The following is a 25,442-nucleotide window of genomic DNA, read 5'->3' as shown; positions in this document are numbered from 1 at the left end:
CAGGCGATAACATCGCTATGCAATTGGCATAATGTACACATATCCCACTTGCCATCCTGGGCTTTGTATCGTACGGCTGTGACTGCATATATGACAAGGCTTACAAAAACTGGGAAGCTCGTTTAACGATTGAAGATCTCGCACTTTGGTTAGTGAAGGAAGAATAATTTTGGTGAAAAAAATCAGAAAATTACTATTACTTGCGATAACAATATTCATTGCCTACAGCGGCTTAAGTATCTTATATTACAGCATCAGGCATGACCAAGAAAAAGTCGACGCTGCGATTGTCCTTGGAGCGGCAGCATGGAACGGCAAGCCTTCTCCTGTTTTAAAGGGACGGATTGACCATGCGATTTCACTTTATAAAGAGGGGATGGTCGATAAAATCATCTTTACGGGTGGAAAAGCAGAGGGGGAAAAACTCGCTGAATCAGAGGCGTCTGAAGTATACGCTGTTTCTCAAGGAGTAAAAGAAGAAGACATATTAATTGAGAATAAATCACGAATTACGGAAGAGAATTTGATTTATACTGCAGATTTAGTGGCAGGGAAAGACCTGAAAACCTTCGTGCTCGTCAGTGACCCTCTGCACATGAGTCGATCCCTGTTCATGGCTAAGGAACTAGGAATGGAAGTCTATTCCTCTCCAACTCCCACGTCTGCCTATAAATCTTGGAAAACCCAACTCCCATTTTTTTTGAAGGAATGGGTATATCTAATGGGATATCAAGTTACTGCACCGTTTAGGGAAATCGAAACAAAATCATCTTGAGTACAAACCTGTTTTCTTATGGGAGAATGGGTTTGTTTTTTTGTGGATGATGAGATTTAGGAGGAATACAGTTGAAATTTTTTCACTGGGAGATAGAGGTAGACGTTGAAGAAACAAAGAAACAATATGAAAAGAATTGGGAGCGTTGTCAGTGTAAAGATTGTCACAATTTTTATAAGGCGTTCGAATCTTTGACTGCTACTGAAAATCAGGTTTTCACAGACTTAGGTATTAAACCGTCTCAATGTGTCCACGTATCTTCATTTGGAGAAACGGATAAAAGACTGGTTCTGTATCATGCTACCTACCACTTTGTAGGGAAAATAATAAAAGGGAAACCGGTTTCTACATCTGAATGGAAGGAAGATAAAGTGGTCAAAGAAGGAAACCTCACCTTTGTAATTACTGACGAATTAATATTTGTCCCAGAGGGTTTTTCACCACCTATTTTACAATTGGATGTGAGTATTGAGCTACCGTGGGTGCTTGGGTGAGAATTAAGTAAATAATTGTTCAGAGCGGGTGGAATAAGATTATTAATGGAGCGCGGATGACCGGTTTAGATTTTTAAAAGTGGAAAAAGTCATCCATAGGGGCCGAAAGATGCCCGAATTGGGTTCAGCTCAGAAGAAAAGGGGATTATAGCAGCCATATAGTTCAAATCTCTATAATTAGTAAAAATAATTTAACTTGAGAGGCTCATTTTTGGCCTTAGGTGAAATCAAATGACTCATGCCCGGCGTAATATTGCTCAAAATCTATGTTTGACGCATTGCTAGAAAAGGTAATAGGAACTTTATTTTTAAATCCGAGCATTTTATTATTGAAACCTCGAAAAATATTTTCGAAAACCTCAAAAATATTTTCGAAACCCCGAAAAATATTTTCGAAAATCCCATTTTATCGATTTTTCGACAAAATGCACTCCATTTACCACTTTAATTCCATAAACATAGGACCTGACCTCTTTATTAAATATGTCGCGGGCCCTCACCCCAAACATAAAATCTTTTCTATCCAAGTTGAATCTCCCTAGCAACCCACAAAGCTCCCGGGCTACACTTCAAATCCCCATCTCAACAGCCAAACAAAAAATACCTCATTTTCATGAGGCACTCTCCGATTTAATGTCATAACCTTGTACAAATAAGCTTTCGCCTTCCATCCATTCTGCAAGCAATACGTTCTCGACCTTTCCTTTTCCCAATAATCTCAATTGATTATGTAGCCAGGCTTCGTCTTTATGGATTAGTTGAAGGTTTTCGTGGATGATTTCACCATCCATGACTAGGTTTACAGGTACTTGAGAGGGTTCTTTCACAATGTTCATATCTTGATTTACCACAGTTGAGTATTCAGGTTTCTTAATAATGCTGATGCTTCCGTCTGTTTCTAATATGGCGTACTCACATTCGCGAATGGAAAACACATCTTTTTTTCGCAAAAGCAATTGAAGCTGATTTAAATCTAAGTGATTTTTCTTAAGAGCTTTGAAAACGATTTGGCCTTTGTGAATGACAATAGAAGGATGTCCTTCTAAAAAAGCGCGAACCCTCTTCACTTTTTGTGTGGTTACCTCAGTCACGAAAACTAATATTCCCCAAAAGACCACTGTAAATATGACCTCAAGCACTCCTACTTGATCATCGTATAATGCATTTCCGACTAGCTCACCAAGGATGACGGCAGAGATGAAGTCGAAGGCGGTGATTTGTGTGATTTGAGTCTTTCCTAATATCTTTGTAAGTAGAAAAAGTGCAATGTATCCCGTCGTTAATTCTGTCACTATCTGAGTGTAATGCATAGTCTTCTCCCGGTTTCTTTTTTACAAGTGTTGCCATAAATGTAGAAAAAATAACCAAAGTTTAATGATTTGACTAATATTTAATGAGGGAAATAGGAGGTTTCTTTGAGATTGGAAATCGACAAAATTCTATAATAGAATCTACTGATTAAGCGGTATTAGCACGTGAGGCCGTCCTTTTTTATCCACAAAAAAGAGCGTAACTCCTAATGAAGTAACGCTCTTCTTAATTATGTATTACTTACTTTTAACCATTGTTTTATGAGGAATGCCCGCGTCCATGAATATTTCAGAGACTGCTTCGTATCCGAGCTTTTCATAAAAAGGGATTGCTTGTGTTTGGGCGTTTAATTTTAATTTTTGGATACCTTGCTCGAAAGCATAAGACTCAATAGCATCCATAATTAGATTTCCTGCGCCTTTCCCACGATGGGAAGAAAGAACACAGATGCGCTCGACTTTGCCGATGCCATCTAGCACACGAAATCGGCCAGCACCTACTGGAGTTTCACCATCATATAATACAAAATGCTTTGCATCATCTTCGAACGCATCAATTTCCTCTTCTTCTGGAACTTGCTGCTCTTCTACGAATACGGTTTTTCTAACGGAAAAAGCATCTTCAAGCTGTTGGTTGTTTTCTACGATTTTAACGTTCACTCTTACTATTCCTTTCCAAGACGAAATGTTTCATAGACAGTCCAAGAACCATTTTCTAATTGATATAGTAAATGGAAGCGATCGATCGTTTCTTTGTAAGTGAAGTCCAACATACGAAGCTGGCCATACACATCCGAATGCTCGTCATTGGATAGTTTTTGAGCAAGCGTAATATGTGGTACGAATTGATATTCAGGCTTTTCGCCAAGGAAATCATTGTGTAGATCTTCATGAAGGGCAGTTAACGTTTCATTTTCATCCACTTTTAAATAAATTACATTGTTTACTGGAGAAAAAGAGCTTACTTTAAGAACATTCAAATCGAATGATTGATGTTTTTTCGCAATATTACTTAATTCGGAGGCAATATCCTTAATACGCTCATCGTCCGCTTCGAACGCACCTTTTAATGTTAAGTGAGGTGTGATTAAAGCATAATGTGGGTCGTAGCGCTTACGGTATGAATTGACTAAATCTTGTAGTTTCTTAGATGGGAAGATAACAACTCCATATTTCATGTAAAAACCTCCTGTTTATGAAAAGTAATGTAATAACGAAAATTTGCTTTTCAACATTATAACAAAAAATTCGGAATTTAAGGTAATGAAACGTTTGTTATATTTTTGTTACTTTATGAAGACAAAATATACTAAGAAAGAGCGGGTGCAAAAGTTCTACCCGCTCATTATGTTTCACTAAATTAAAAATTAAAGAATGCTTCCGCCTTTCTAGTATGAGTTAACTTTTTCCAACTCATTCATTAAAAAGAGTGCTTTAACGCTTTTGGAAGGTCTTTTTGCCAATATTTCCACGTATGTTCGCCTTCGAATTCCTCGTAATGCATAACAAAACCTTTTTGCTTGAACAGTTCGTGAAGCTCACGGTTTGGCTCGATGAAGTTTTTATGTTGACCATCTGTTGTTGGGACATTCGTTTCTTCTGTTCCGATTACGTGATAAATCGATAGTAGGTGAGGACTTTGGAATTTTTCAACCTCATCCATCACGTAGCTATTCACATACGGAGATTGAAGGACTAATCTTCCGAATGTATGTGGATAACGTAATGCAGCTAAAAGTGATACGGTTGCTCCTAGTGAATCTCCGATAAGAGCACGTCCCATTCCCATTTGGTAGGTAGGGAATTCTTGATCCAAGAATTTAACAAGCTCGTGAGCAAGGAAACGGATATAGGCTTCGTGCTTTTCTCCATTCGGGTGATACTTGCTTCTACGGTCTTGTACGTCTTTATAAGGAATTCCGACGATGATCACATTTTCCATTTCTCGATTGTGAAGCAATTCATCGGCAACACGTCCGATTCGACCGAGTTGGAAGTAATCCTTTCCGTCTTGTGCGATTAACACTGTATATTTGTATAGAGGCGAAAACGTAGCAGGCAAATAAACCAATAATGGGATTTCTTCCTGTAACGCCTGACTAGTAAAGGTAATTTCTTTGATTGACCCTTTTGGTACGCTCATGATGTACCCTCCTGTAACACGTGAATTTTTTGACATTAAGTAACTATTAATTGACAACAAAGATGTTAGTCCCAGGGACCAAGAATAAAGTATAAGTGCAACTCGACAGTCGCCAGCCTAGGGCTAAGCGCTAGCTAAGTTATCTAATAAGGGTTTTCCCACAGCCCATTTTACCATACAAAGATAATGTGTGCTTCTATGGTGTACCATATGCTTGAGGCAGAAAGAACTAAGTACCCATACCATCTGCATTTAATAGAAGAAACAGACAAGAAGAATAGAAGATATGCAAAATCAATCTGACCGTGAACAGATAATTTTCAAAAAAGAAGCCATGATTGGATAGCAAATAGCAGTGAACTCCCATATGGATTTCACTGCCTATCGGATGGTTGATTGTTCAACTTTGTGATTAGCTTAGAGGTAAGAATTGCCATGAAAATTGTGTTTGTAATCATCCCCAAAATCATCTCGGATGCTGCTAGTATGTTAGTTATGGCACCTATAGAAGTGATATCCCCAAAACCGGTAGTGGTAAAAGAAGTGATACTATAATAGATGAAATCATTTCCTGATAGTTTATTTCCGGAAAAGGTAAAGGCTTTTTTTCCATATAGTTTATACACTTGAAAATATAAATTCGCATATGTAATCAAAAACAAAGAGAGCATGAGGCCAGAGCCGATACAAATATTACGTAACCGTTCAGTAGAATTGGGGATGGTAATGATAAATTCAAATAACAAATACATACATATGAAGTAAAATAATAGAAGTATAAAGATTACCAAATAAACACCGTAGCCCTTTTGGGGGAGAAAAAAGGAATTCCCGATGAACAAGACGATTGCAGATATATTAAGTATGAAGTAAAAGATCAATTTAGTTTGGTTAAATTCTTTTTTCGAAAAAAAATGATTCTTCATACGTACCCTCAGTTTTTTTCCCTATTTTTCCACCCATATCAAAAATCATTCATAGAATAGAGGAACCAAAATTGAACATACGTACAGAAAACGAAAATGATTTTAAGGAAGTTTTCCAGTTGAACTATGAAGCATTTGGAAAGCGAGAAGATGAGTCAAAATTAATAGAGAGAATTAGAGAATCAGAAGACTTTTTACCAGAGCTAACACTTGTAGCAGAGGAGAAAGGTGAAATCGTAGGACACATCGTTTTTAGTAAAGCTAATATAATTAATGGTGAAGACAAAACAGAAGTGCTAGCCCTTGGACCTGTTGCAGTAAGTCCTGTTTATCAAAAGAAAGGCATTGGCAGCAAGTTGATTGAAGAAGGTTTAAAGAGAAGCAAAGAAATGGGATTCGGATTAGTCTTTTTAATTGGACATCCTACTTATTATCCGAGATTGGGATTCCGACAAGCTGGAGAATTCGGTTTTACATTAAAGCAATTCCAAGTTCCAGAAAATGTATTCATGGTCTATGAGCTAAGAGAAGGGGACCTGGAGAGAGTTGCGGGCGAACTGCGTTATTCTGATGCATTTTTAGGATCATGAAAAAACAAACGAGTTCATCAATTGAACCCGTTTGTTTAAGCTATTTTAAGCTGCTTTATTTTCTATTTTTAAGACCTTCTTTAAGTTTGGTAAGACAGCAAATCGGAGGTCAATGACAATATGAAGAATTATGGGAATCCAAATACTTTCATATTGCATATACAACCTAGCCATAGCAAAACCGACTAATCCAGTAAAAATAATATTCTTCCATCCTTGATATCCATGGGCTAGTCCGAACAATATACTAGTAATGATCGCAATAGCAATTAGGGAAAGATTCCAATTCAGTTGATCCAGATAATAGAACATAAATCCTCTAAAGATGACTTCTTCACAAAAACCTGCAGTTACCGCAACACCTGCAAACAAAAGACGTTCTTTCCATCCATTTGGAAGTAACACCTCAATAGCTTCATATTGTTGAAGGATTTTCTTTCTACCAAAAGGTATTAAAAGATAGATTCCTAGGAAGAAAAACACACTCACAAGAATGCCCGCTAAAAACCCTAAGAAATTCGATAGATCTTCATAGGTAGAAACAAAGCCGAGTTCCTTAAATGAAATGCCTTTTAGATAAAAACCGAGAAAGATTAAGGCTACAACCGTCCATTGATAAAGCATAATTAATGAGTAAGTTTTAATTTTATTGTGATTTTTCAAATCCTGCTTAATTCTCTTGTCCCAAAAATAATCAATAATAGGAAAAATAAATGCTACGAAAATAAAAATCAAACTAAACCAAATCACAGAATACCCCCTAAAACATGAAAACAGTATATTTATAGTATACAAAAATATGGTTTTAAAGTTAATAATTGTTAAAAATATTGTGTTTATTTTTCAGTTGACTGGGAAAATAAGAAGTGTAGGAATACAAACTATAAGGAGTGGATAAAAGATGGAAAACGATGAAAGCTTTGACAAAGCAAAGAAGAAACCCAATCTTGAAGAACTCCAGTCCTCAGGTCACGACCAAAATCTACAAATTGATAAACAACACGAAACCAACTTAGAACAAGTGTTAAATGAAAACAGTGAAGCACGACAAGCATCTAAGAGATTTGATAGATCACTATAACAGAGCCACCCTTTGAGTGACATGCTTAAGGGGTATTTTAATGTGATTTTTACTGTTTTTGCTTCTTTAAAGGAATTATTAGAATCTACCCCGTTTACAGACAGATAACACTGCACTCCCTCAAAAGGTCACTGCACTGCTCTTACCTATTGATATTTCATCTTCATTACCTAACTGATTTTAAAATTCTACCCTTCTATTTTAATAATTTGTAACTCATACTACCAATTAACGTCTAAATAGAATGAGGTGAGTCAAATGAAAAAGATGATGTTGTTTATTCTAATGATTCTTTTGGTTGGCTGTTCTAAATCCAATTTTACTGATGGAGACAAGAATGTAACGAAAGAAATGAATGAAGCTATTTCAAACTACATTGTGGAGCATTATAAAGATTCCTATTCTGGTACGGATCGACAATTTGAAGTACATAGAGTGTATGGGACTGAAGAGAGCAATGGAAACATTACAGTCTATATGTGGTCGTATTATAGTGGATTTAACGTGGAAAGCGGAACTGCAGGTCAAGGTGGACATTCCTTGCCAGCTCGGGTTATGTTAAAGAAAGATGGTGCCCAGTATAAGGTTGTGAAATATAAAGAACCGATGGACGGTAGTGGATGGAGTGATTCTGTTAAAGAAATGTTTCCAGACCGCTATGAATCACAAGTTTTTTCAGATTCAGGCCATTTGGGTGAGTTAGAAGAGGAGATGAATAAAAAGGTTGAGAAGTGGTTAGAGGAATTGAAATAACCATTTTAATAGGGTACATAATAGCTGTTTATGAAGAAAAATAATTGACTTACTACGATTTTAATATTATATTAATAAGTGTCTTACATATCCCGATTCCGTAGCTCAGCTGGGAGAGCGCTACCTTGACAGGGTAGAGGTCGCTGGTTCGATCCCAGTCGGAATCATACTAAAAAGCCGTAAACCTTACAACAAAAGGATTACGGCTTTTTTTCTATTTATAATGTAAAAAAATAGTTGAATATTCATTTTTAAGATGTTACTGAATATCTGGAATAATAGGAGAGTTGATATAAATGGATATAGAAGGAAGCATTGTTAAACAATCATTAAATAAGGCAATGATAAGTTTCGGAAAATTAGTGTATCCAGCATTTATTCAACAGGAAGAGAAAGAAGTTTTTTGTGTTTTTTTCCCTACTCTTTTTCCTGAATCTGGGTGGGAGTATCCGTTATCACGTGGAAAAACCAAACGTGATGCGAAAAAAAATGCACAAAAGGATTTAGCATACTCTTTAGCAGGGTTCTTATATGACAATGAGGAACTTCCTAAACCTATTCCTATTGATGATAATAAGCTTTCTTCTGAAATGGAATTAATCGATATAGAGACATCCTTTGAACCGTATGCGGAAGAAATACAGGAGCATTTAAAAGGTCGCCATTGGCATATTGGCTATTACGTCGAAGAAAATGATGAATATATAGAAGCAATTGGTTTTAAAAATGACAATGGAACATGGGATATTTTTTATGAAGATTATTCAGAGGAAGAGGACCATCCTGATCATACTTTGCTCTTTACCGTTAAACTACATTCTGAAGCCGAGGAAAAATTCAAACAATTTGTTGAAGAAGTAATTCTAAAGCGTCGAGGTCATTGAGGTAAAAGATTGACTTCTTTATGAAGGGATAAAGTGGATTTGGAAGAATAAAGGGCTGTCCACATGTTAGCTGGACAGCCCTTTTGGAATTAAAGAAGCTTCTTCACTTCTTCATATTCTTCGTCTGTATAAACGCGTGATTCAGTAATGAAATGTTGATCTTCTATGCTATCAAGGGAAAAGGTTGCACCTCGACCGTCAATAGCGTTAATAATCAGTTGGGTGTGTTTCCAGTACTCATACTGACTTTTGTGCATGTAGAAGGGGGTATTGCCAATGAGTCCGAGAAGTATGTCCGAACTCCCAAGCATAAAATCTCCCTCTTTATAGCACATTGGAGCAGATCCATCACAGCAACCACCTGATTGATAAAACATGATAGAGCCGTGCGTCTTTTTAATGGACTCTATTAATGTAAGTGCCGCGTCAGTAGCTACCACACGTTCTACCATTTTTTCATCCAACCTTTCGATTTAGAAGAATCCTTGAGCGTCTTTATCGTAGCTTACTAACAAACATTTAGTTTGTTGGTAGTGTTCTAGCATCATAGCGTGGTTTTCACGGCCGATTCCTGACATTTTGAAACCACCGAATGCAGCACCTGCTGGATATTGGTGATAAGTATTTGTCCATACACGACCAGCTTCAATAGCACGACCCGCACGGTAAGCAAGATCACCACTACGTGACCAAACACCTGCACCTAAGCCGTAAAGTGTGTCGTTAGCAATTTCCATTGCCTCATCGAAGTCTTTGAACGTAGTAACACCTAGTACTGGTCCGAAGATCTCTTCTTGGAAGATTCGCATTTTATTATGACCTTTAAAGACTGTTGGTTTGATGTAGTGACCATTTTCAAGGCCTTCAATCGTGTTTTCTTCACCACCGATTAAGCACTCAGCGCCTTCTTCTTTACCAAGTTTGATATAAGAAAGGATTTTTTCTTTTTGCTCGTTAGAAGCTTGAGCACCCATCATTACTTCAGTATCAAGTGGATTACCGATTTTAATAGCTTTCACACGCTCTAATGCACGTTCCATGAACTTATCATAAATGGATTCTTGGATTAGTGCACGAGAAGGACACGTACAAACTTCGCCTGAATTTAGGGCGAACATCACAAAACCTTCAATTGCTTTATCTAAATAGGAATCATCTTGGTTCATTACGTCTTCAAAGAATACGTTTGGTGATTTTCCACCAAGTTCAAGAGTTACTGGGATGATGTTTTCAGTTGCATATTGCATAATTTGACGACCTACAGCAGTAGAACCAGTGAATGCGATTTTCGCAATACGAGGGTTCGTCGCAAGTGGTTTACCAACTTCGATACCAAAACCATTTACAATGTTTAGAACACCTGCAGGAAGTAAGTCTTGGATTAATTCCATGACTACCATGATAGAAACAGGAGTTTGTTCTGCTGGCTTTAATACGATACAGTTACCTGCAGCTAATGCTGGAGCGATTTTCCAAGCAGCCATAAGGATAGGGAAGTTCCAAGGAATGATTTGTCCAACCACACCTAGTGGCTCGTGGAAATGGTAAGCTACTGTATCATTGTTTAATTGAGTAGTACGTCCTTCTTGTGCACGAATTACACCTGCAAAATAACGGAAGTGGTCGATTGCTAATGGAATATCAGCATTCAATGTTTCACGAACTGCTTTACCATTTTCCCAAGTTTCTGCTACAGCGATCATCTCTAAATTCTCTTCAAGACGATCAGCAATTTTATTTAATATACGAGCACGTTCAGTTGAAGACGTTTTGCCCCAAGCAGATTTTGCTGCGTGTGCTGCATCCAAAGCTAGTTCAATATCTTCTACTGAAGAACGAGCTGCCTTCGTAAATACGTTGCCATCTACTGGAGACTTATTTTCAAAATATTGACCTTTAACTGGGGCAACCCACTCGCCACCGATAAAGTTATCGTATTTTTCTTTGAAATGAATAACTGAACCTTCTGTATTAGGATTTGCGTAAATCATAGTTGTATCTCTCCTTAATTATGTAGTGAAAACTAAACCAATGAAAACGATTGCATTAAAAATAACAATTACTCACCTAGGTATGTTGTTTTCTTTTACAATAATGTTCCATTTTGCAGGAAATATCAAGGGGATTTAGCTAGATTTATACAAAAATTTTATATATTACTATAGTAATAAATGGGTTTATAGCTATGCATTCTCTGTGAAAATATTTTTTTCGAAAAATTTGCAACTACTTGTTGGAATAGCTATAACTGCATAGAGTTCACTAGCATGTGTACTAGATAAAGAAGTTCTATCTTTGTTTTCTCTATATCTATCTAAATGGTATAAGCCCTCAAAAAGTTCTCAAAACTTCGCTTTGTGACTGACTCTGCTATTAAATGTAGTTTTACTAACCAGCTTAACTCCTCCAAGTCTAGTATTTTCGTCAGATTACTAGAAAAACCCCTTTAAAATAATTTTTTGGAACCGCTTGCAAACCAATAAAGTTTTTGTTAATCTTTAAATAATCAGAAAATAGTAAATTTACTACATTTTTAAGGTTGTGAGTGTATGGAGAATTGTCATGATATCTTATGTCGTGTACAAAATGAATTGAACGAATATAGCAAAGCAGATCGTAGGATTGGTGAGATTATTTTAGAGGATCCGAATGAAGTGGTGAATTTGAGTATAGGGAAGTTCGCTGCACTCGCAGAGGTCAGTGATCCAACGATAGTAAGGTTTTGTCGCTCTTTAGGGTTTGATGGATTCAAGGAATTTAAGCTGCAACTTGTAAGGGAATTGGCCACTGGAACGCCATTTGTTCACAGGGAAGTCAAGCCTGGAGATACAGCAGTGGACTATATCCAAAAGGTTGGTCATTCTACCATAGAAAATTTATCAAATGTAGTAAATAAACTAGATTCTACAGGAATTGACAAAGCAAGTTTGACTTTAGCTAATGCAAGTTGGATAGAATTTTGGGGCTTTGGTGCCTCGGCTGCAGTTGCAGCGGATGCCTATCATAAGTTTTTCCGTTTAGGTATTCCTTGTAATTCCTATTCAGATTCTCATATGCAAAGTATGTCAGCGAGTGTAGTAAGGCAGGACTCGGTGGTAGTGGCCATTTCACATACGGGTAGATCAAGAGAATTAATTAAAAATGTGCGTTTGGCAAAAGAGTCAGGGGCCTATGTTATTGGGATTACTTCACCGGGATCACCTCTTGCAAACGAATGCTCACAAGCTCTTTGTGTGGATCTGGATGAAGATACAAATGTATTCACTCCACTAATCTCGAGACTTGCTCATCTATTAATCTTAGATATTTTAGTGGTGGGGGTATCCCTGCTGCGTGGTCAGAAAGTGACAGATCGTCTAAAGCGGATGAAAAAAGCGTTAGCGCAAAAAAGATTGCAAGAATGGGGTGATTATGAATCATGATTAAGCGATTAGAACAAGGATTTATCAAGGTTAATCATTTTGCATTAGGTTTAATGATGTTTGGAATGTTCGTCCTTGTTTTCACCAATATTATCACGAGATACTTTTTTAGCTACTCCATCAACTGGGCAGAAGAATTGGCACGATATCTAATGGTTTGGACTGCCTTTCTTGGGGCAGGGCTTGGTATGCGTGAAGGTAGGCATGTTGCGATTGAAGTCCTACATGATTATTTGCCAAAGCAAGTAAGACCTTTCTTGCGTGCGTTCGTCGGATTGATCATCATTACATTCATGGCAATCTTAGCCTACATCGGCTACAAGTACGCTTCAGTGACTATGGTACAACAAAGTCCAGTATTAAGGTGGCCAATAGGACTCGTCTATATGGTGATCCCAATCGGTGCTATTATTTTTATCCTTCAGTTTATTACGGTTTTTAGAGATTACATGGAACAACCTGCTATAGATACAGTTTCTGATACGGATATGGATGATGAAGAGGAAGGAGGGAAAAAAGAATGACAGTCGTATTGATGACGGTATTTTTCATCGGAATTATAATCGGCATTCCTATTGCTCTTGTAATGGGGATTGCTACCTTGGCTGCGATATTTGCGGATGGGATGCTACCACTAGAAGTATTACCACAAACATTATTTAGTGGAATCGATTCTTTTCCTATGATGACTATTCCTTTCTTTATGCTAGCGTCTGACTTAATGACGGGTGGACGTTTGACGGATATGCTAATCAAGTTTTCGAAAGATCTATTCGGTCACATTCGAGGAGGTTTAGGTCATGCGAATGTACTAGTAAGCGTCATGTTTGCGGGTATTAGTGGATCTGCTTTAGCAGATGCTGCTGGTCCAGGCGCAGTCATCATGAAAATGATGCGGAAAGAGGGATATGACAAATATTATGCCGGAGCTTTAAGTGCAGCTTCCTCAGTAATTGGGCCCATCATTCCTCCTAGTATCCTAATGGTCATATACGCCTTAACGGACGGAAAAACAACGGTCACAGGTTTGTTTTTGGCCGGAGTATTACCAGGTGTTCTTTTAGGTTTAGTATTAATGGCTGCAAACCATATCATTTGTGTGAAAAAAGGATATTCAAATCCATCTAAAAGAGTTTCTATGAAACAACTTTTAAAAAGTTTTTTGAATGCGCTTCCAGCTTTGGTAGTACCCATCATTATATTAGGTGGAATTCGAATTGGAATCTTCACTGTAACTGAGGCTGCTGCTGTTGCTGTTGCTTACGCATTATTTGTTGGCTTGTTTGTAACAAAGGCTTTAACGATTAAGAACATCCCTGGAATCGTGGTGAAAAGTGCCATTATCACTTCATCAGTTCTATTAGTTATTGCAATGGGTTCTGCTTTTTCATGGGCACTTACATATGCTCAGGTCCCTCAGCATGTTGCAAGCTGGATGATTGGATTGACAGATAATAGATTAATAGTTCTATTCTTAATTGCTCTGTTTGCATTAATCACTGGAATGTTCGTTGATACAATTCCAGCCATGATTATTCTAGCTCCTATCTTATCGCCAGTGGCAGCCCAGTATGGCGCTGATCCTCTTCAAGTAGCCATGATCATTGTATTAAGTTTGGCAGTAGGTATGTTAACACCGCCATCCGCTCCATTATTGTTTGTCATAAGTTCGGTAGGACGACTCAACTTCAGTCGCCTTTCTATAGCAGTACTTCCTTTAATACTTGCCGAATTAGTTGTCATTTTACTCATCATCTTGATTCCGGAGGTCAGCACAGCGATCCCCAATCTATTTGGGTATTTACAATGAGTTACGTTTTTCTCAATGGGGGTGATGTGTTAAGAAACATATATAAAAATCATTTGGCTAATACTTATTTTTCTATTAAAAAGGGGGATATTTGAATGCGTAAGCCTTTAATGATGGTCATGATGGTTATTGCATTAATAGGGATGATTTTAACGGGATGTAAGGATTCTGAAACAGCATCAACGAAGGAGCCAGCAAGTAAGCCAGCATCGGGAACAAAGACTAATAAAGATGCAGTGGTTATACGTTATGCGCATTTCCAGCCTGCTGGGTTGGATCAACCAAAACAAGCAGCAGCACTAGCGTTTGAATCATATGTAGAGTCACATACAAATGGGGAAGTTCAAGTTGAAATTTATCCTGCTAGCCAGCTAGGTGATGCGGATACAGTGTTAGAAGGTCTTAAATTAGGCTCCATTCAAATGGGAGTAGTTCATGATGGTCCAATCTCCTCTTTGTATCCTCCAATGGGTGTATACAATATGCCGTTCTTATTCAAGAATCAAGGGGAAGCATGGTCAGTATTTGATGGGGACTATACAAAAAATCTAGCTGAAGATATGAAGAAGCAGACGGGTATTCGTTTACTAGGTCTCGCTGACAATGGTATTCGTCAATTTACCAACAGCAAAAAAGAGATTAAGAGTGTTGCAGATATGAAGGGACTTAAAATGCGTGTACAACCAAGTCCGCTATATGAAAAGTTAGTGCAAGGTACTGGTGCTAGCCCATCAGCGATTGCTTGGACAGAGTTACCAACAGCTCTTCAACAAAAAGTGGTGGATGGTCAAGAAAACGGTGTAACGAACATTTTGGCAGCAAGCTTATTCCAGACACAAAAACACGTAACGTTAAGTAACCATGTTTACAGCTTCCATGCTTACATGATTAGTGATGCCTTCTTCTCTAAGTTAACACAAGAGCAGCAAAAGGTTGTGCAAGAAGGTGTTGATATTGCGAAATGGATTCACAGAGGGATGACTGCGAACCAAGATATGAATGCAGGAGCGATCCTGTCAGAAAAAGGGATGAAGGTAACAACTCTAACACCTGAAGCAGTTGAGGAATTCCGACAAGCTACTCAACCTGCAGTTGCAGACTGGATGAAAGAAACAGTTGGAGAGAAATGGGTAGAAGATTTACTAGCAGAAGTTGAAGCATTAAGAAACGAATAATACAAATCTACTAAGTTTGAAAATTGGAAGGATGGAAGAGATTTGGCTGAGAACCCTCGTTTAAAAATCGTAATCATTAATGCCAACTATCCTAATTATGAAGCAGAGAAGGAAGAGCTTTCTTCCTTCCCTGTTGATATTACTCATATTAACACTAGTTGGAATTCAGAAGATATCATTCCTGCAGTAAGATTGGCTGATGCCATTTTAGTACGTGAAACACCGTTAAATGCAGAAGTGATTCAAACCATGGAAAAATGTAAGGTCATTGTTCGTTATGGTGTTGGTGTAGATAATATTGATTTATCCGCGGCTCGTGATAAAAAAATCTTTGTCGCCAATGTACCAGATTATGGTAGTGAAGAAGTAGCTGATCATGCCGTTGCGCTCATGTTTGCTGTTGCTCGTAGAGTAGTAACACGAGATCGGGATGTACGAAAAGGAAGATGGAACGTAGGAGACCAAGAACCAGTCTTTTCGTTCAATGGAAAAACCCTAGGTGTTGTAGGATTTGGAAGGATAGGTCAAACTTTTTGCCGAAAAGTTTCAGGACTTGGATTTGGACGAATTTTGGTAAACGATCCTTTTGCTCAAGAACAGAAAGATTCTATTGAACTTGTGGACCTTGAAACACTGTGTCGTGAAGCCGATATTATCTCTTTACATGCTCCACTCATGAAAGAAAACTATCATTTGATTGATAGTGGTAAGCTGACTTTAATGAAACCAAATACAGTCCTCATTAATACATCAAGGGGTGGACTGATAGATGAAAATGCCTTAACGGAAGCGCTATTACAAAAGCAAATATTTGGAGCAGGCATCGATGTTTTTGAAACAGAACCTCCTAATTTAGACAATCCACTTTTCAATCTCGATAATGTGGTCGTCACTGATCATACAGGCTGGTATTCAAGAGAATCTCTTCAAGATTTACAAAAGAAAGCGGCTCGGGAAATAGTTAGAGTCCTTTCAGGGGATACACCAAAATCTTGGGTTAACCGTTGGGAGGATTGAATAGTGCAAACATATGGAGTGTCTGATGTATTAGAAAAGCTATCTGATTATAAAATCGTACCCGTAATAAGAGCTAACTCTTCAGACATTGCTTATACGGCGATTAAGTTATTAAAAAGTGTAGGATTTCAAACCGCTGAAATTACTATGACTGTTCCAGGGGCAACTGATTTAATGAAGGAATTTTCAAAGGATCAAGACTTACTGATCGGTGCAGGAACAGTTGTGGATCTTCGTGCAGCAGAAGAGTGTATTAACGCTGGTGCACGATATATTATTTCCCCTTTTATCGTTGAAGGACTTCCAGAACTATGTAGGGAAGCGGGAGTAGCTTGCATTATGAGTGGATTAACACCTACCGAGATTCATACGGCGTGGAGTCGGGGGAGCTCGGCTGTAAAGGTATTCCCTGCTAATTCGATTGGAGGACCCGGACATTTAAAGGCGATGAAAACGGTACTCCCTACCATCCCATTAGTTCCGACTGGTGGAGTTAATTTAAGTAATATCAATGAATACCTAGGAGCTGGCGCATCTTTCGTAGGTGTGGGAAATGACTTAGTGAATACAAGCATGTTGGAACAAGGAAATTTTGAATATATAGCTGAATTAGGAAGTAAATTCATTCGTAAAGTAGATAGACAGAACTAAAGGAGGAATAAACATGAGTTATTCAAAAGAGGTTATTGAAAAATTTTACGGAGTGGCATCAGCATCCGTGGCAGATGCAGTCGATCAAGTAGTGGGAAAAACAGGATATATGGATTTTGAAATTAAGCCTAGAATTAATGACCGCAAAGTTGTTGGTCCTGCAGTAACAGTGAAAGAAGTATTTACAGAGGAAAAATTACCGCCGGTACATGCGTTAGAAGCAATCGATGAATCTCCAGAAGGCAGTGTTGTTGTTATTGGTCTTGAGGGGAGTGATCGAAACGTTGCGGTATGGGGCGGATTAATGACAGCTGGAGCTTATGTCAATAACTTAGCTGGCGCGATTTTAGACGCTGGAGTTCGCGATGTGACGGAGATTAAAAGAGACTATGGGTTCCCAGTCTATTCTAGAAGCATCTCTCCAGGGACAACAGTCGGAAGATACAAAACAGAAGCACTAAATGTTCCTGTTGAATGTGGTGGAATCACGGTTCATCCTGGTGACTTGATTGTTGCGGATCTAGATGGTGTCGTTGTTGTGCCAAAAGCCCATGTTGAAGAAGTTCTTGAAAAAGCGATTGAAATTGAAGTAAGAGAAGCAGAGCAAACGAAGCTAATTAAAAGTGCCAAATCTCTTAGAGCTGGCATTGAGCAGTATAACAGAATCTAGGAAGGAGGATATACCTTGGATATTCTCGCAATTGGTGAACCATTAATGGAATTTAGTGAGATGATTGGTTCTGAAAAAAACAGCTATTTACCTGGCTATGGTGGTGATACATCTAATTTTGCCATTGCTGCAGCACGTCAAGGAGCGAGTGTAGGTTATCTGACAAAGGTAGGAAAGGATACATTTGGTGATCAGTTCCTTCAATTATGGAAGGAAGAAGGAGTGGACACAACCTTCGTAAGGCAAGACGCTAATGCGAGCACCGGTATTTACTTTATCACCCACACTCCGGAAGGTCATCAGTTTGCTTATTACCGAAAGGGGTCAGCGGCTAGTCTGCTAAAACCGGAGGAAATAACGGAGGAAGCCATTCTCCAGTGTAAACTGCTTCATGTTTCTGGAATTAGCCAAGCAATCAGTGAATCGAGCTGTGATGCGATATTCAAAGCAATTGAAATTGCCCGTGCCAATAATATCTTAATTTCTTACGATGCGAACCTTCGATTGAAGTTATGGCCTCTTGCAAGAGCAAAAGCAGTTATTCATGCAACGGCACCACTAGCGGATGTTTTCCTCCCGAGTTTGGAGGATGTTCAGCAACTGACTGGCTTAGAGGACCCTAATGAAATTGTAGATTATTACCTTGGATTAGGGGTTAAATTAGTGGTCTTAAAACTAGGTAAAAATGGAGTGATGGTGGCGGATTCTATTGAACGACATCTAGTACATGGCTTTTCAGTCGATACTGTCGACGCTACAGGAGCAGGTGATACCTTTGACGGTGCTTTTATTACCAAGTATTTGAGCGGAACAACCGCAGTGGAAGCTGCTAAGTATGCTAATGCGGCAGCAGCTTTATCGACAACGGGATTTGGTGCAGTATCTCCTATTCCGGACAAAGAAGAAGTAATGGCATTTTTAATGCATGAAACGAAATAAATGAAAAAAACAGCCTGGATAAATCTCCAGGCTGAACTTATTTAATCCGCTTTTAACACATATTTAGCATATTGATCTGAGACCTGTTCCAATTCATCTTGGGTAAGTAATCTCACACCATGAACGGTAAATGGAGTCTTATAGATAGTTCCAATCAAGTTGCTAGTTGCTTGGAACGGTCTAAGCAATTCACTCATTGTATAATGGTTGTATCCTCCTGCAGCATAGGCCATTGTAGGGCCCCCCGTAGAAGTGGCAACGATTAATTGCTTGCCGTGAAGCTTGTCTCCCCCTGATCCATAAGCCCAACCATAAGCTAAAACATGATCCATCCATTTTTTTAATAGGGAGGGAGCACTGTACCAGTAGAATGGAAATTGGAAAACAATACGATCATGAGCTAGAAGTAGTTCCTGTTCACGCACGATATCAATGGTTTCATCTGGATAAACATCATATAAACGATGAACGGTAACATTTTCATACTTTTCGATTACTTCTGCTAAGTGCTTGTTTACACGTGATTGTTCCAGGTTTGGGTGAGCAACAATGACTAATGTTTTCACTTTGTTACCTTCTTTCAGATGGTTTTTAAGCTTTCACTAATGTGGGTGTAGGTTGAAGAACGTAATCTACGTATGCCTTCGCGTTTGCTGCTAATTCCTCATCTGAGACATGCATCACGCCATTCAACACAAATAATGGCATAAAACGTGTGCCAATAAGGTTACTTGTTTGTTGCAATGGAGTTGTTAAAGTTTCCATCGTAAAGTGATTGTATCCAGTTGGCTGGTAGGAATCTTTTGGACCAAAAGTAGAAATCGCAAGACCTAACTCTTTACCGTGAAGCTTGTCTCCGCCTTCTCCATATGCCCATCCGTAAGAAAGCACTTCATCCTGCCATTGCTTTAATAAAGCAGGTGTGCTGTACCAGTAGAATGGGAACTGAAGGATAATTCGATCATGAGACTCTAATAAGCTTTGTTCGTGTTGAACATCAATTTTTCCGTCTGGATATGCACCATATAAAGAATGGATCGTAATTTCTTCGTGTTTTTTCAATTCCTCCATCCATGTACGATTGATGCGGGATTGTTCAATATTTGGATGTGTAATGATTACAAGAGTTTTCATTCGTATGACTCCTTTAGAGTAAGTGTTGTTTGTACAAGCAAATATAAAAAGGTAGATCACTTTGCTAAATACCCTTTTAGTATTCATCAAAGGATCAATCTGATTACTTTTCTAATTTGTTGCCTGCTTCATTAATTAATTTGTTTAGTGATTTACCTTCTTCTTCGCCTAAAATATCAGAATAAGAGCGGAATAAGATTTTCCAGCCTTCTTTAATATCCTTAAGGATGGCTTCACCATTTTCAGTTGGGAAATTTAATGATCTCTTCCCCTCTGTTTTTCGTTCAATGTACCCTTTCTCAACCAGCTTATCGACAAAACGAGTGATAGTAGAAGGCTTTAAATGAAGAGCTTCAGCTAACTCAGATTGGGATATACCAGGCTTTTCAATTACCAGCATCATTAAAAAGGCATGAGTAGGCGATAAACCTGTGATTTTAAAAGATTCCTCTGCCATTTTTGTTATGGCACGAGAGAGTTTATTCACTGTAAAATACAGGCAGTTATTAAAAAAATCATCAATCATAATAAAAAGCTCCTTTTATTTTGCTTGTACATACAAACTACAATAATCCTATTCGAATTGTCAAATGTCATTTGTAAGTATTTTTTTCCAACGATTAATTAAACCATAACAAAAAAATGTCGTTATTTGAAGGAAGAAATAATAAAGAAAAAAATTGATTTATCAAAAATTTTAATTTACTATTATTGTATGTACAAACAACAAAAAAGTTGTTACTATAACTTCACAATGATACAGGTTACTTAGAAAGGATCTGAAATTCCAAACGGTCCATGCTACATCTTTTATAGACAATAGTGGAAATGCATTTGGGATTTTTGAAAACATTAAACCCGATGCAGCAGAAGATTCTTACAGTCATATAAACAAATTTTTTTTAGAATAAAATTGTATGTACAAACAAATAAATATTGAAGGGTGGCTACGATGATGAAGGAAAAGAAAATAGCACTTATTACTGGAGCCAGTAGGGGTATTGGATTGGAATTAAGTAAGCAATTAGCTGAGAAAGACTTTCATGTTATTTTAGGAAGTCGAAACAAAGAAAAAGGACAAATGGCTGTTCAACAACTTGGATATGAGATGTCAGTAATGGAGCTTGATGTAGATGATCTTAGTAGCATCCAAAATGCAGTGGAGTATGTTCGACAAACATTTGGTCACATAGATGTGTTGATTAACAATGCAGGTGTTTATTTGGATAAAACCGATAGGATGTCAGAAGAGGATACAACGATCTTAGAACAAACCTTAAAGACTAACTTATTAGGTCCCTACCACTTAATTCGATCATTTCTTCCATTAATGAAAGAAAACAACTATGGGAGGATTATCAATGTTTCGTCAGGATATGGACAAACGGATGGTATGGATCAAATAGGGCCAGGTTCGTACAAATTATCGAAGTTTGCATTAAATGGGCTAACACGCCAATTGGCAGCTGAAATAGATGGGAATATCAAAATTAATGCGGTATGTCCTGGATGGGTACGTACCGATATGGGTGGTCCGCATGCACCAAGGAGTGTTGAGCAGGCTGCACAATCAATAGTGTGGCTTACAGAGATAGAGGAAGATGGACCAAATGGTGGGTTTTTTAGAGATGGACAATCCATTAAATGGTGAATTTTATCAAGAGAATATTACACGAATTGAGGGTTATCATTGTCAAAGTATCACTCCTTACTTGAATCAATATTAGCAGCAGCTCCAATTTTTCAGACTGCCATTCCGACAGACGTTTCAATTGCGATTGGAGATACAGATAAGATTATTGCCTATTTTCCTGGCGAAAAAATAAATCTTCGCTTAAAAGCAGGGATGAACATTCAACCTGACACACCAGCGGATACGGTATTAAAAAATGGTGAAGCTATTCGGACAGTCGTTCCATCCAGCCTGCATGGGGTGGAGTTCACTGCTAATCTACTTCCATTAAAGGATGAGTTTGGGCAAGTGATTGGAGTGATGTCTCTCGGTATTATGCATCAAAACGAGGAAGAATTATTAAAGATTTCAAATGAAATGATCGATTCCCTGGATGTGGTCAATGAAAATGTGGGGAATGTCTCAGATGGTGCTGTTTCATTGTCCTCACATACTCGAGATTTATTAGAAGTTTCAGAGGAAGCAAGCCAACAAGTGCAAAGAACCAAAGAGGTTATTACTTTTATTAAACAAGTTGCTGATAAAACCAATCTTTTAGGATTAAATGCTGCAATTGAAGCAGCAAGGGCAAATGAATATGGAAGAGGATTTAGCGTTGTAGCCAATGAAATTCGAAAGCTGTCACAGCACACTCGCTCATCAACGGAAACCATTCAAGACACACTCGAGAATATCCGAATATCTATGGAAAATATCAATCAAATGGTGCAAAAAATCTCGAATGTGGGAGAAATTCAGAAAGAGAACATTATACAAATTCATGAGTCTGTAGAAGAAATACAGAGGATGTCTAAGAGACTTAATGAATTTGCCAACCTAATATGATTTTAATAGAAAAGGGGAAAGAAAATGGAGAATAAAGTATGTTTAATTACTGGAGGAAATTCAGGGATTGGAAAAGCAACAGCTCTTGAATTAGCAAAAAATGGCGCAACGGTAGTAATTTTATGTCGTAGTAAAGAAAGAGGAAATGAAGCAGTAAAGGATATTATCCAACATACGGGGAATAAGAATGTTCATTTACTAGTTGCGGATCTTTCTTCCCAAAAGATGGTTCGACAAGCAGCAGAAGAGTTTAAACAAAAATTCGATAAGTTAGATGTATTAATTAACAATGCAGCTGTTTTCTTACCTACAAGGTCTGAAACGGAGGATGGGATTGAGACTACCTTTGCAACAAACTATTTATCTCATTTCTTACTTACTCATCTTTTACTAGATTCATTGGAAGCTAGTGGAGAAGGTAGAATTATTAACGTTGCTTCTAAGCATACTGGAATAAAGATAAACTTTGATGATTTGATGGTGAAAAACAATTATGCATTCTATAAAGCTGTAGGTCCTACAAAGCTTGCATTAATTCTCTTTACTAAGGAATTGGCAACGAAATTAGAGGGTAGACCCATTACGGTAAATAGCCTACACCCTGGAATCATCAAATCAAACATTATGCATCAACTACCATGGATTCTTCGTACGATTTTCGGATTCATGTCAGCAAAAACAGAAAAAGGAGCTAAAACTCCAGTATTTCTTGCAAGTTCACCAGAGGTAAAAGGAGTAAGTGGACAATTCTTTAATAATTGTAAACCTGAAAAGACAACAAAAGAAGCAAACGATCCAGAAGCGGCAAAAAAATTATGGGAAATTAGCATGAGCCTATTAAAGCCTGGAATTTTAAACTAGGTTAAACAAGTAGAAGGAGATAATTATGAGATATAAATTACTTGGTAAAAGTGGATTAAGAGTTTCAGAACTTGCTCTTGGGACTATGACCTTTGGAGAAGACTGGGGTTTCGGGGCTTCAATGGAAGAAAGCAAAAAAATCTTTTCCCAGTTTGTCGATGCAGGTGGCAATTTCATCGATACAGCCTGCAATTATACAAATGGAACGAGTGAAAAGTTTATTGGGGAATTTATTCAAGGCAATCGTGAGCAATTTGTCATTGCAACAAAATATTCGCTCTCTACTCGCCCAAATGATCCCAATGGTGGGGGTAATCATCGTAAAAATCTTGTACAAACCGTTGAAGGAAGTCTTAAAAGATTGAATACAGACTATATCGATCTATTATGGCTGCATGCTTGGGATTTTACGACACCTGTCGAAGAAGTGATGCGTGCATTAGACGATTTAGTTCGAGCAGGTAAAGTTTTATATGTAGGAGTCTCAGACACCCCAGCTTGGATTGTATCCCAAGCGAATACATTAGCCATGCTGCGTGGATGGACACCATTTATTGGCCTGCAAGTGGAATATAGTCTACTACAACGTGCACCAGAACGTGATTTATTGCCAATGGCTAAAGCCTTTGATATTGGAGTAACGGCTTGGGCTCCAATAGCTGGGGGTGCTTTATCAGGAAAGTACTTACATGAAACAAAGGATGAAGTGAAGCGATTAGCCCCAGAAAGCAAACGTTTAAATGAACATAATAAAAAGATCGCTATGGAAGTCTTGAATCTCGCGGATGAAATCGGTAGAACGCCTGCTCAAGTTGCTCTCAATTGGGTACGCCAACAATCTGGGGTCATCATTCCACTTGTTGGTGCAAGAAAAGAAGCACAAATGAAAGATAATCTTAGTGCATTAGAGTTCTCATTATCAAATGAACACCTTCAACGCTTAGAACAAGTAAGCCAGATTGAGCTAGGTTTCCCACATGATTTCTTATCTTCTGATCCAGTAAGAAATGCTTTATTTGGGACTACATTTAAGAAAATCGATAACCATAGAATATAAATAAAAAATCAATGCCTCGAGCGATTTGTTCGAGACATTGGTTTTAATTTTTTTTTCAAAATAATGAACGAGTAATGATAAGAGAGTCAATTTTAAGCTAATAATGCATCTATTGGTTGGTAAATCTATGTGCTTTATAAACTATCTTTAAATAACAAATGACAAAAAATAAAATTTGTCACTTGTTATTCGTTAGTGACCTGTGCTAAGATGAATTCATCAAATGAATGGAGGAATTGTATTATGGAACATAGAAAAATTGGTCAAAACGGTTCGGTTTCTGCTATTGGTTTAGGTTGTATGGGAATGTCTGATTTATACGGTGCAGCAGATCGTAAAGAAAGCATTGCTACGATTCATGAGGCTTTAGAAAAAGGAATTACTTTATTAGATACAGGAGATTTCTACGGAGTGGGTCATAATGAACTTCTATTAAGTGAAGCCCTTCAAGGAAACAAACGTGAGAACGCATTTATTGCGGTTAAAACTGGAGTGTTAAGATCACCAGGTGGTGGATGGATTGGCATGAACAATCGTCCAGAAGCTATTAAGAATAATTTAGCTTATACGTTGCAACGTCTGGGAGTGGATTATATCGATTTATACCAACCAGCTCGAGTTGACCCTAGTGTACCTATTGAAGAAACAGTTGGAGCGATTGCGGATATGGTGAAGGCGGGATATGTAAAACATATCGGCCTATCAGAAGCGAATGCAGAAACGGTTCGTCGTGCTCATACTGTTCATCCAATCAGCTGGTTACAAATTGAGTATTCACTGTTCAGTCGTGGAATCGAGAAAGAAATCTTGCCTACTTTACGTGAACTAGGCATCAGCCTTTCAGCATACGGAGTCCTTTCACGTGGATTATTAAGTGGCAAGTGGACAAAGGACCGTCAAGGAGCACCAGATTTCCGTTCCTTCGCACCACGTTTCATGGGAGAGAATTTGGATAAAAACCTAACTCTTGTAGAGGCTTTAAGAGAAATTGCAGAAGAAAAACAATGTAATGTCGCACAACTAGCGATTGCTTGGGTTCTTTCTCGTGGTGAAGATGTGATACCATTGATTGGAGCACGTAAACGTACCCAATTACAGGATGCATTGGCAGCAGTGAACCTTGAACTTAGCCCTTCAGATATTGAACGAATTGAAGCAGCTGTTCCAGCAGAAGCTGTAGCTGGTACTCGATATGCTGCTGATCAAATGGCAATCTTAGGAGTTGAATAATA

General features: G+C 38.1%; 30 protein-coding genes and 1 tRNA gene. 20 read left to right on the top strand and 11 right to left on the bottom strand.

Annotated elements, in window-relative coordinates:
• Positions 1 to 172: 172 nt before the first annotated feature.
• Together DBX25_RS06675 and DBX25_RS06670 are read left to right on the top strand one after the other, a co-directional pair.
• Positions 173 to 775: a YdcF family protein gene (locus tag DBX25_RS06675; RefSeq protein WP_108670138.1), complete on the top strand. Its 603-nt coding sequence runs from the start codon at positions 173 to 175 to the stop codon at positions 773 to 775.
• Between the two features lie 71 nt (positions 776 to 846).
• Positions 847 to 1,269, top strand: coding sequence for a hypothetical protein (locus DBX25_RS06670; RefSeq protein WP_108670005.1), 423 nt, complete (start codon positions 847 to 849; stop codon positions 1,267 to 1,269).
• Positions 1,270 to 1,880: 611 nt separating this feature from the next.
• Here DBX25_RS06670 and DBX25_RS06665 read toward each other — a convergent pair.
• The 5 genes from DBX25_RS06665 to DBX25_RS21750 all read right to left on the bottom strand — a co-directional run bounded on the left by DBX25_RS06665 (position 1,881) and on the right by DBX25_RS21750 (position 5,393).
• A complete protein-coding gene (locus DBX25_RS06665; RefSeq protein ID WP_108670004.1) occupies positions 1,881 to 2,579 on the bottom strand; it encodes a DUF421 domain-containing protein in 699 nt (232 codons plus the stop codon).
• Positions 2,580 to 2,816: 237 nt separating this feature from the next.
• Positions 2,817 to 3,239, bottom strand: coding sequence for a GNAT family N-acetyltransferase (locus tag DBX25_RS06660; RefSeq protein WP_108670003.1), 423 nt, complete (start codon positions 3,237 to 3,239; stop codon positions 2,817 to 2,819).
• 5 nt (positions 3,240 to 3,244) lie between these two features.
• Positions 3,245 to 3,757 (bottom strand): YjcG family protein, encoded by a 513-nt coding sequence (locus DBX25_RS06655; RefSeq protein ID WP_108670002.1) that lies wholly within the window; start codon positions 3,755 to 3,757, stop codon positions 3,245 to 3,247.
• Between the two features lie 242 nt (positions 3,758 to 3,999).
• Entirely contained in the window at positions 4,000 to 4,722 is a 723-nt protein-coding gene (locus DBX25_RS06650) for an alpha/beta hydrolase (RefSeq protein ID WP_205685185.1), read from the bottom strand.
• Positions 4,723 to 5,096: 374 nt separating this feature from the next.
• On the bottom strand, positions 5,097 to 5,393 hold the full coding sequence (locus tag DBX25_RS21750) for an ion channel (protein ID WP_420812928.1): 297 nt from the start codon (positions 5,391 to 5,393) through the stop codon (positions 5,097 to 5,099).
• Between the two features lie 326 nt (positions 5,394 to 5,719).
• Between DBX25_RS21750 and DBX25_RS06640 the strand changes: the two genes are divergently transcribed.
• Positions 5,720 to 6,238: a GNAT family N-acetyltransferase gene (locus DBX25_RS06640; RefSeq protein WP_108670000.1), complete on the top strand. Its 519-nt coding sequence runs from the start codon at positions 5,720 to 5,722 to the stop codon at positions 6,236 to 6,238.
• 45 nt (positions 6,239 to 6,283) lie between these two features.
• On the opposite strand, the gene DBX25_RS06635 is transcribed toward DBX25_RS06640, so the two are convergent.
• Complete coding sequence (locus DBX25_RS06635; protein ID WP_108669999.1) at positions 6,284 to 6,988, bottom strand: CPBP family intramembrane glutamic endopeptidase; 705 nt, start codon at positions 6,986 to 6,988, stop codon at positions 6,284 to 6,286.
• A gap of 151 nt (positions 6,989 to 7,139) precedes the next feature.
• Between DBX25_RS06635 and DBX25_RS06630 the strand changes: the two genes are divergently transcribed.
• The 4 genes from DBX25_RS06630 to DBX25_RS06615 all read left to right on the top strand — a co-directional run bounded on the left by DBX25_RS06630 (position 7,140) and on the right by DBX25_RS06615 (position 8,956).
• A complete protein-coding gene (locus DBX25_RS06630) occupies positions 7,140 to 7,319 on the top strand; it encodes a hypothetical protein (RefSeq protein ID WP_108669998.1) in 180 nt (59 codons plus the stop codon).
• Between the two features lie 258 nt (positions 7,320 to 7,577).
• Positions 7,578 to 8,072, top strand: coding sequence for a hypothetical protein (locus DBX25_RS06625; RefSeq protein ID WP_108669997.1), 495 nt, complete (start codon positions 7,578 to 7,580; stop codon positions 8,070 to 8,072).
• A gap of 94 nt (positions 8,073 to 8,166) precedes the next feature.
• A tRNA-Val gene (locus DBX25_RS06620) sits at positions 8,167 to 8,239 on the top strand.
• A gap of 129 nt (positions 8,240 to 8,368) precedes the next feature.
• Positions 8,369 to 8,956: a type II toxin-antitoxin system HicB family antitoxin gene (locus DBX25_RS06615; protein ID WP_240620190.1), complete on the top strand. Its 588-nt coding sequence runs from the start codon at positions 8,369 to 8,371 to the stop codon at positions 8,954 to 8,956.
• A gap of 89 nt (positions 8,957 to 9,045) precedes the next feature.
• Here DBX25_RS06615 and DBX25_RS06610 read toward each other — a convergent pair whose 3' ends face one another.
• Complete coding sequence (locus tag DBX25_RS06610; RefSeq protein ID WP_108669996.1) at positions 9,046 to 9,408, bottom strand: DUF779 domain-containing protein; 363 nt, start codon at positions 9,406 to 9,408, stop codon at positions 9,046 to 9,048.
• 21 nt (positions 9,409 to 9,429) lie between these two features.
• Positions 9,430 to 10,947: an acetaldehyde dehydrogenase ExaC gene (gene exaC / locus DBX25_RS06605; RefSeq protein ID WP_108669995.1), complete on the bottom strand. Its 1,518-nt coding sequence runs from the start codon at positions 10,945 to 10,947 to the stop codon at positions 9,430 to 9,432.
• 558 nt (positions 10,948 to 11,505) lie between these two features.
• Here exaC and hexR point away from each other — a divergent pair.
• The 8 genes from hexR (at position 11,506) to DBX25_RS06565 (ending at position 18,640) form a co-directional block, all read left to right on the top strand.
• On the top strand, positions 11,506 to 12,378 hold the full coding sequence (gene hexR / locus DBX25_RS06600; protein ID WP_108669994.1) for a transcriptional regulator HexR: 873 nt from the start codon (positions 11,506 to 11,508) through the stop codon (positions 12,376 to 12,378).
• Positions 12,375 to 12,902 carry a TRAP transporter small permease gene (locus DBX25_RS06595; RefSeq protein WP_108669993.1) on the top strand — a complete coding sequence of 176 codons (528 nt, stop codon included), beginning with the start codon at positions 12,375 to 12,377 and terminating at the stop codon, positions 12,900 to 12,902. Before hexR ends, DBX25_RS06595 begins: the two co-directional genes overlap by 4 nt.
• Positions 12,899 to 14,188, top strand: a complete 1,290-nt coding sequence (locus tag DBX25_RS06590; protein WP_108669992.1) for a TRAP transporter large permease — start codon at positions 12,899 to 12,901, stop codon at positions 14,186 to 14,188. The genes DBX25_RS06595 and DBX25_RS06590 overlap by 4 nt, the downstream gene beginning before the upstream one ends.
• Before the next feature lie 95 nt (positions 14,189 to 14,283).
• Entirely contained in the window at positions 14,284 to 15,363 is a 1,080-nt protein-coding gene (locus tag DBX25_RS06585; protein ID WP_108669991.1) for a DctP family TRAP transporter solute-binding subunit, read from the top strand.
• A gap of 42 nt (positions 15,364 to 15,405) precedes the next feature.
• Positions 15,406 to 16,380, top strand: coding sequence for a C-terminal binding protein (locus tag DBX25_RS06580; RefSeq protein WP_108669990.1), 975 nt, complete (start codon positions 15,406 to 15,408; stop codon positions 16,378 to 16,380).
• 3 nt (positions 16,381 to 16,383) lie between these two features.
• Positions 16,384 to 17,031, top strand: a complete 648-nt coding sequence (locus tag DBX25_RS06575) for a bifunctional 4-hydroxy-2-oxoglutarate aldolase/2-dehydro-3-deoxy-phosphogluconate aldolase (protein ID WP_157950896.1) — start codon at positions 16,384 to 16,386, stop codon at positions 17,029 to 17,031.
• A gap of 13 nt (positions 17,032 to 17,044) precedes the next feature.
• Positions 17,045 to 17,701, top strand: a complete 657-nt coding sequence (locus tag DBX25_RS06570; protein WP_108669988.1) for an RraA family protein — start codon at positions 17,045 to 17,047, stop codon at positions 17,699 to 17,701.
• A gap of 15 nt (positions 17,702 to 17,716) precedes the next feature.
• Positions 17,717 to 18,640, top strand: coding sequence for a sugar kinase (locus tag DBX25_RS06565; protein ID WP_205685184.1), 924 nt, complete (start codon positions 17,717 to 17,719; stop codon positions 18,638 to 18,640).
• A 41-nt stretch (positions 18,641 to 18,681) separates the two neighbouring features.
• Here DBX25_RS06565 and DBX25_RS06560 read toward each other — a convergent pair whose 3' ends face one another.
• The 3 genes from DBX25_RS06560 to DBX25_RS06550 form a co-directional block, all read right to left on the bottom strand.
• Positions 18,682 to 19,206: an NAD(P)H-dependent oxidoreductase gene (locus DBX25_RS06560; RefSeq protein ID WP_108669987.1), complete on the bottom strand. Its 525-nt coding sequence runs from the start codon at positions 19,204 to 19,206 to the stop codon at positions 18,682 to 18,684.
• 25 nt (positions 19,207 to 19,231) lie between these two features.
• A complete protein-coding gene (locus DBX25_RS06555; protein ID WP_108669986.1) occupies positions 19,232 to 19,774 on the bottom strand; it encodes an NAD(P)H-dependent oxidoreductase in 543 nt (180 codons plus the stop codon).
• Positions 19,775 to 19,877: 103 nt separating this feature from the next.
• Positions 19,878 to 20,300 (bottom strand): MarR family winged helix-turn-helix transcriptional regulator, encoded by a 423-nt coding sequence (locus tag DBX25_RS06550; protein ID WP_108669985.1) that lies wholly within the window; start codon positions 20,298 to 20,300, stop codon positions 19,878 to 19,880.
• Positions 20,301 to 20,726: 426 nt separating this feature from the next.
• Between DBX25_RS06550 and DBX25_RS06545 the strand changes: the two genes are divergently transcribed.
• From DBX25_RS06545 to DBX25_RS06525, 5 genes are all read left to right on the top strand, one after another.
• Positions 20,727 to 21,425 (top strand): SDR family oxidoreductase, encoded by a 699-nt coding sequence (locus DBX25_RS06545; RefSeq protein ID WP_205685183.1) that lies wholly within the window; start codon positions 20,727 to 20,729, stop codon positions 21,423 to 21,425.
• A 39-nt stretch (positions 21,426 to 21,464) separates the two neighbouring features.
• Entirely contained in the window at positions 21,465 to 22,292 is an 828-nt protein-coding gene (locus tag DBX25_RS21610) for a methyl-accepting chemotaxis protein (protein ID WP_108669983.1), read from the top strand.
• A 24-nt stretch (positions 22,293 to 22,316) separates the two neighbouring features.
• The gene (locus DBX25_RS06535; RefSeq protein ID WP_108669982.1) at positions 22,317 to 23,153 is read left to right on the top strand and encodes an SDR family oxidoreductase; all 837 of its coding nucleotides are present in this window, start codon (positions 22,317 to 22,319) and stop codon (positions 23,151 to 23,153) included.
• 25 nt (positions 23,154 to 23,178) lie between these two features.
• Positions 23,179 to 24,210 (top strand): aldo/keto reductase, encoded by a 1,032-nt coding sequence (locus DBX25_RS06530; protein ID WP_108669981.1) that lies wholly within the window; start codon positions 23,179 to 23,181, stop codon positions 24,208 to 24,210.
• Between the two features lie 243 nt (positions 24,211 to 24,453).
• A complete protein-coding gene (locus DBX25_RS06525) occupies positions 24,454 to 25,440 on the top strand; it encodes an aldo/keto reductase (RefSeq protein ID WP_108669980.1) in 987 nt (328 codons plus the stop codon).
• The last annotated feature ends 2 nt before the right edge of the window (positions 25,441 to 25,442 follow it).

Origin of the sequence: Peribacillus acanthi (genome assembly GCF_003073175.1) — a bacterium.
Lineage (GTDB): Bacteria > Bacillota > Bacilli > Bacillales > DSM-1321 > Bacillus_BN > Bacillus_BN acanthi.
The sequence above is the reverse complement of the archived record's forward strand: the minus strand, read 5'-3'. Positions and strand labels throughout refer to the sequence as shown.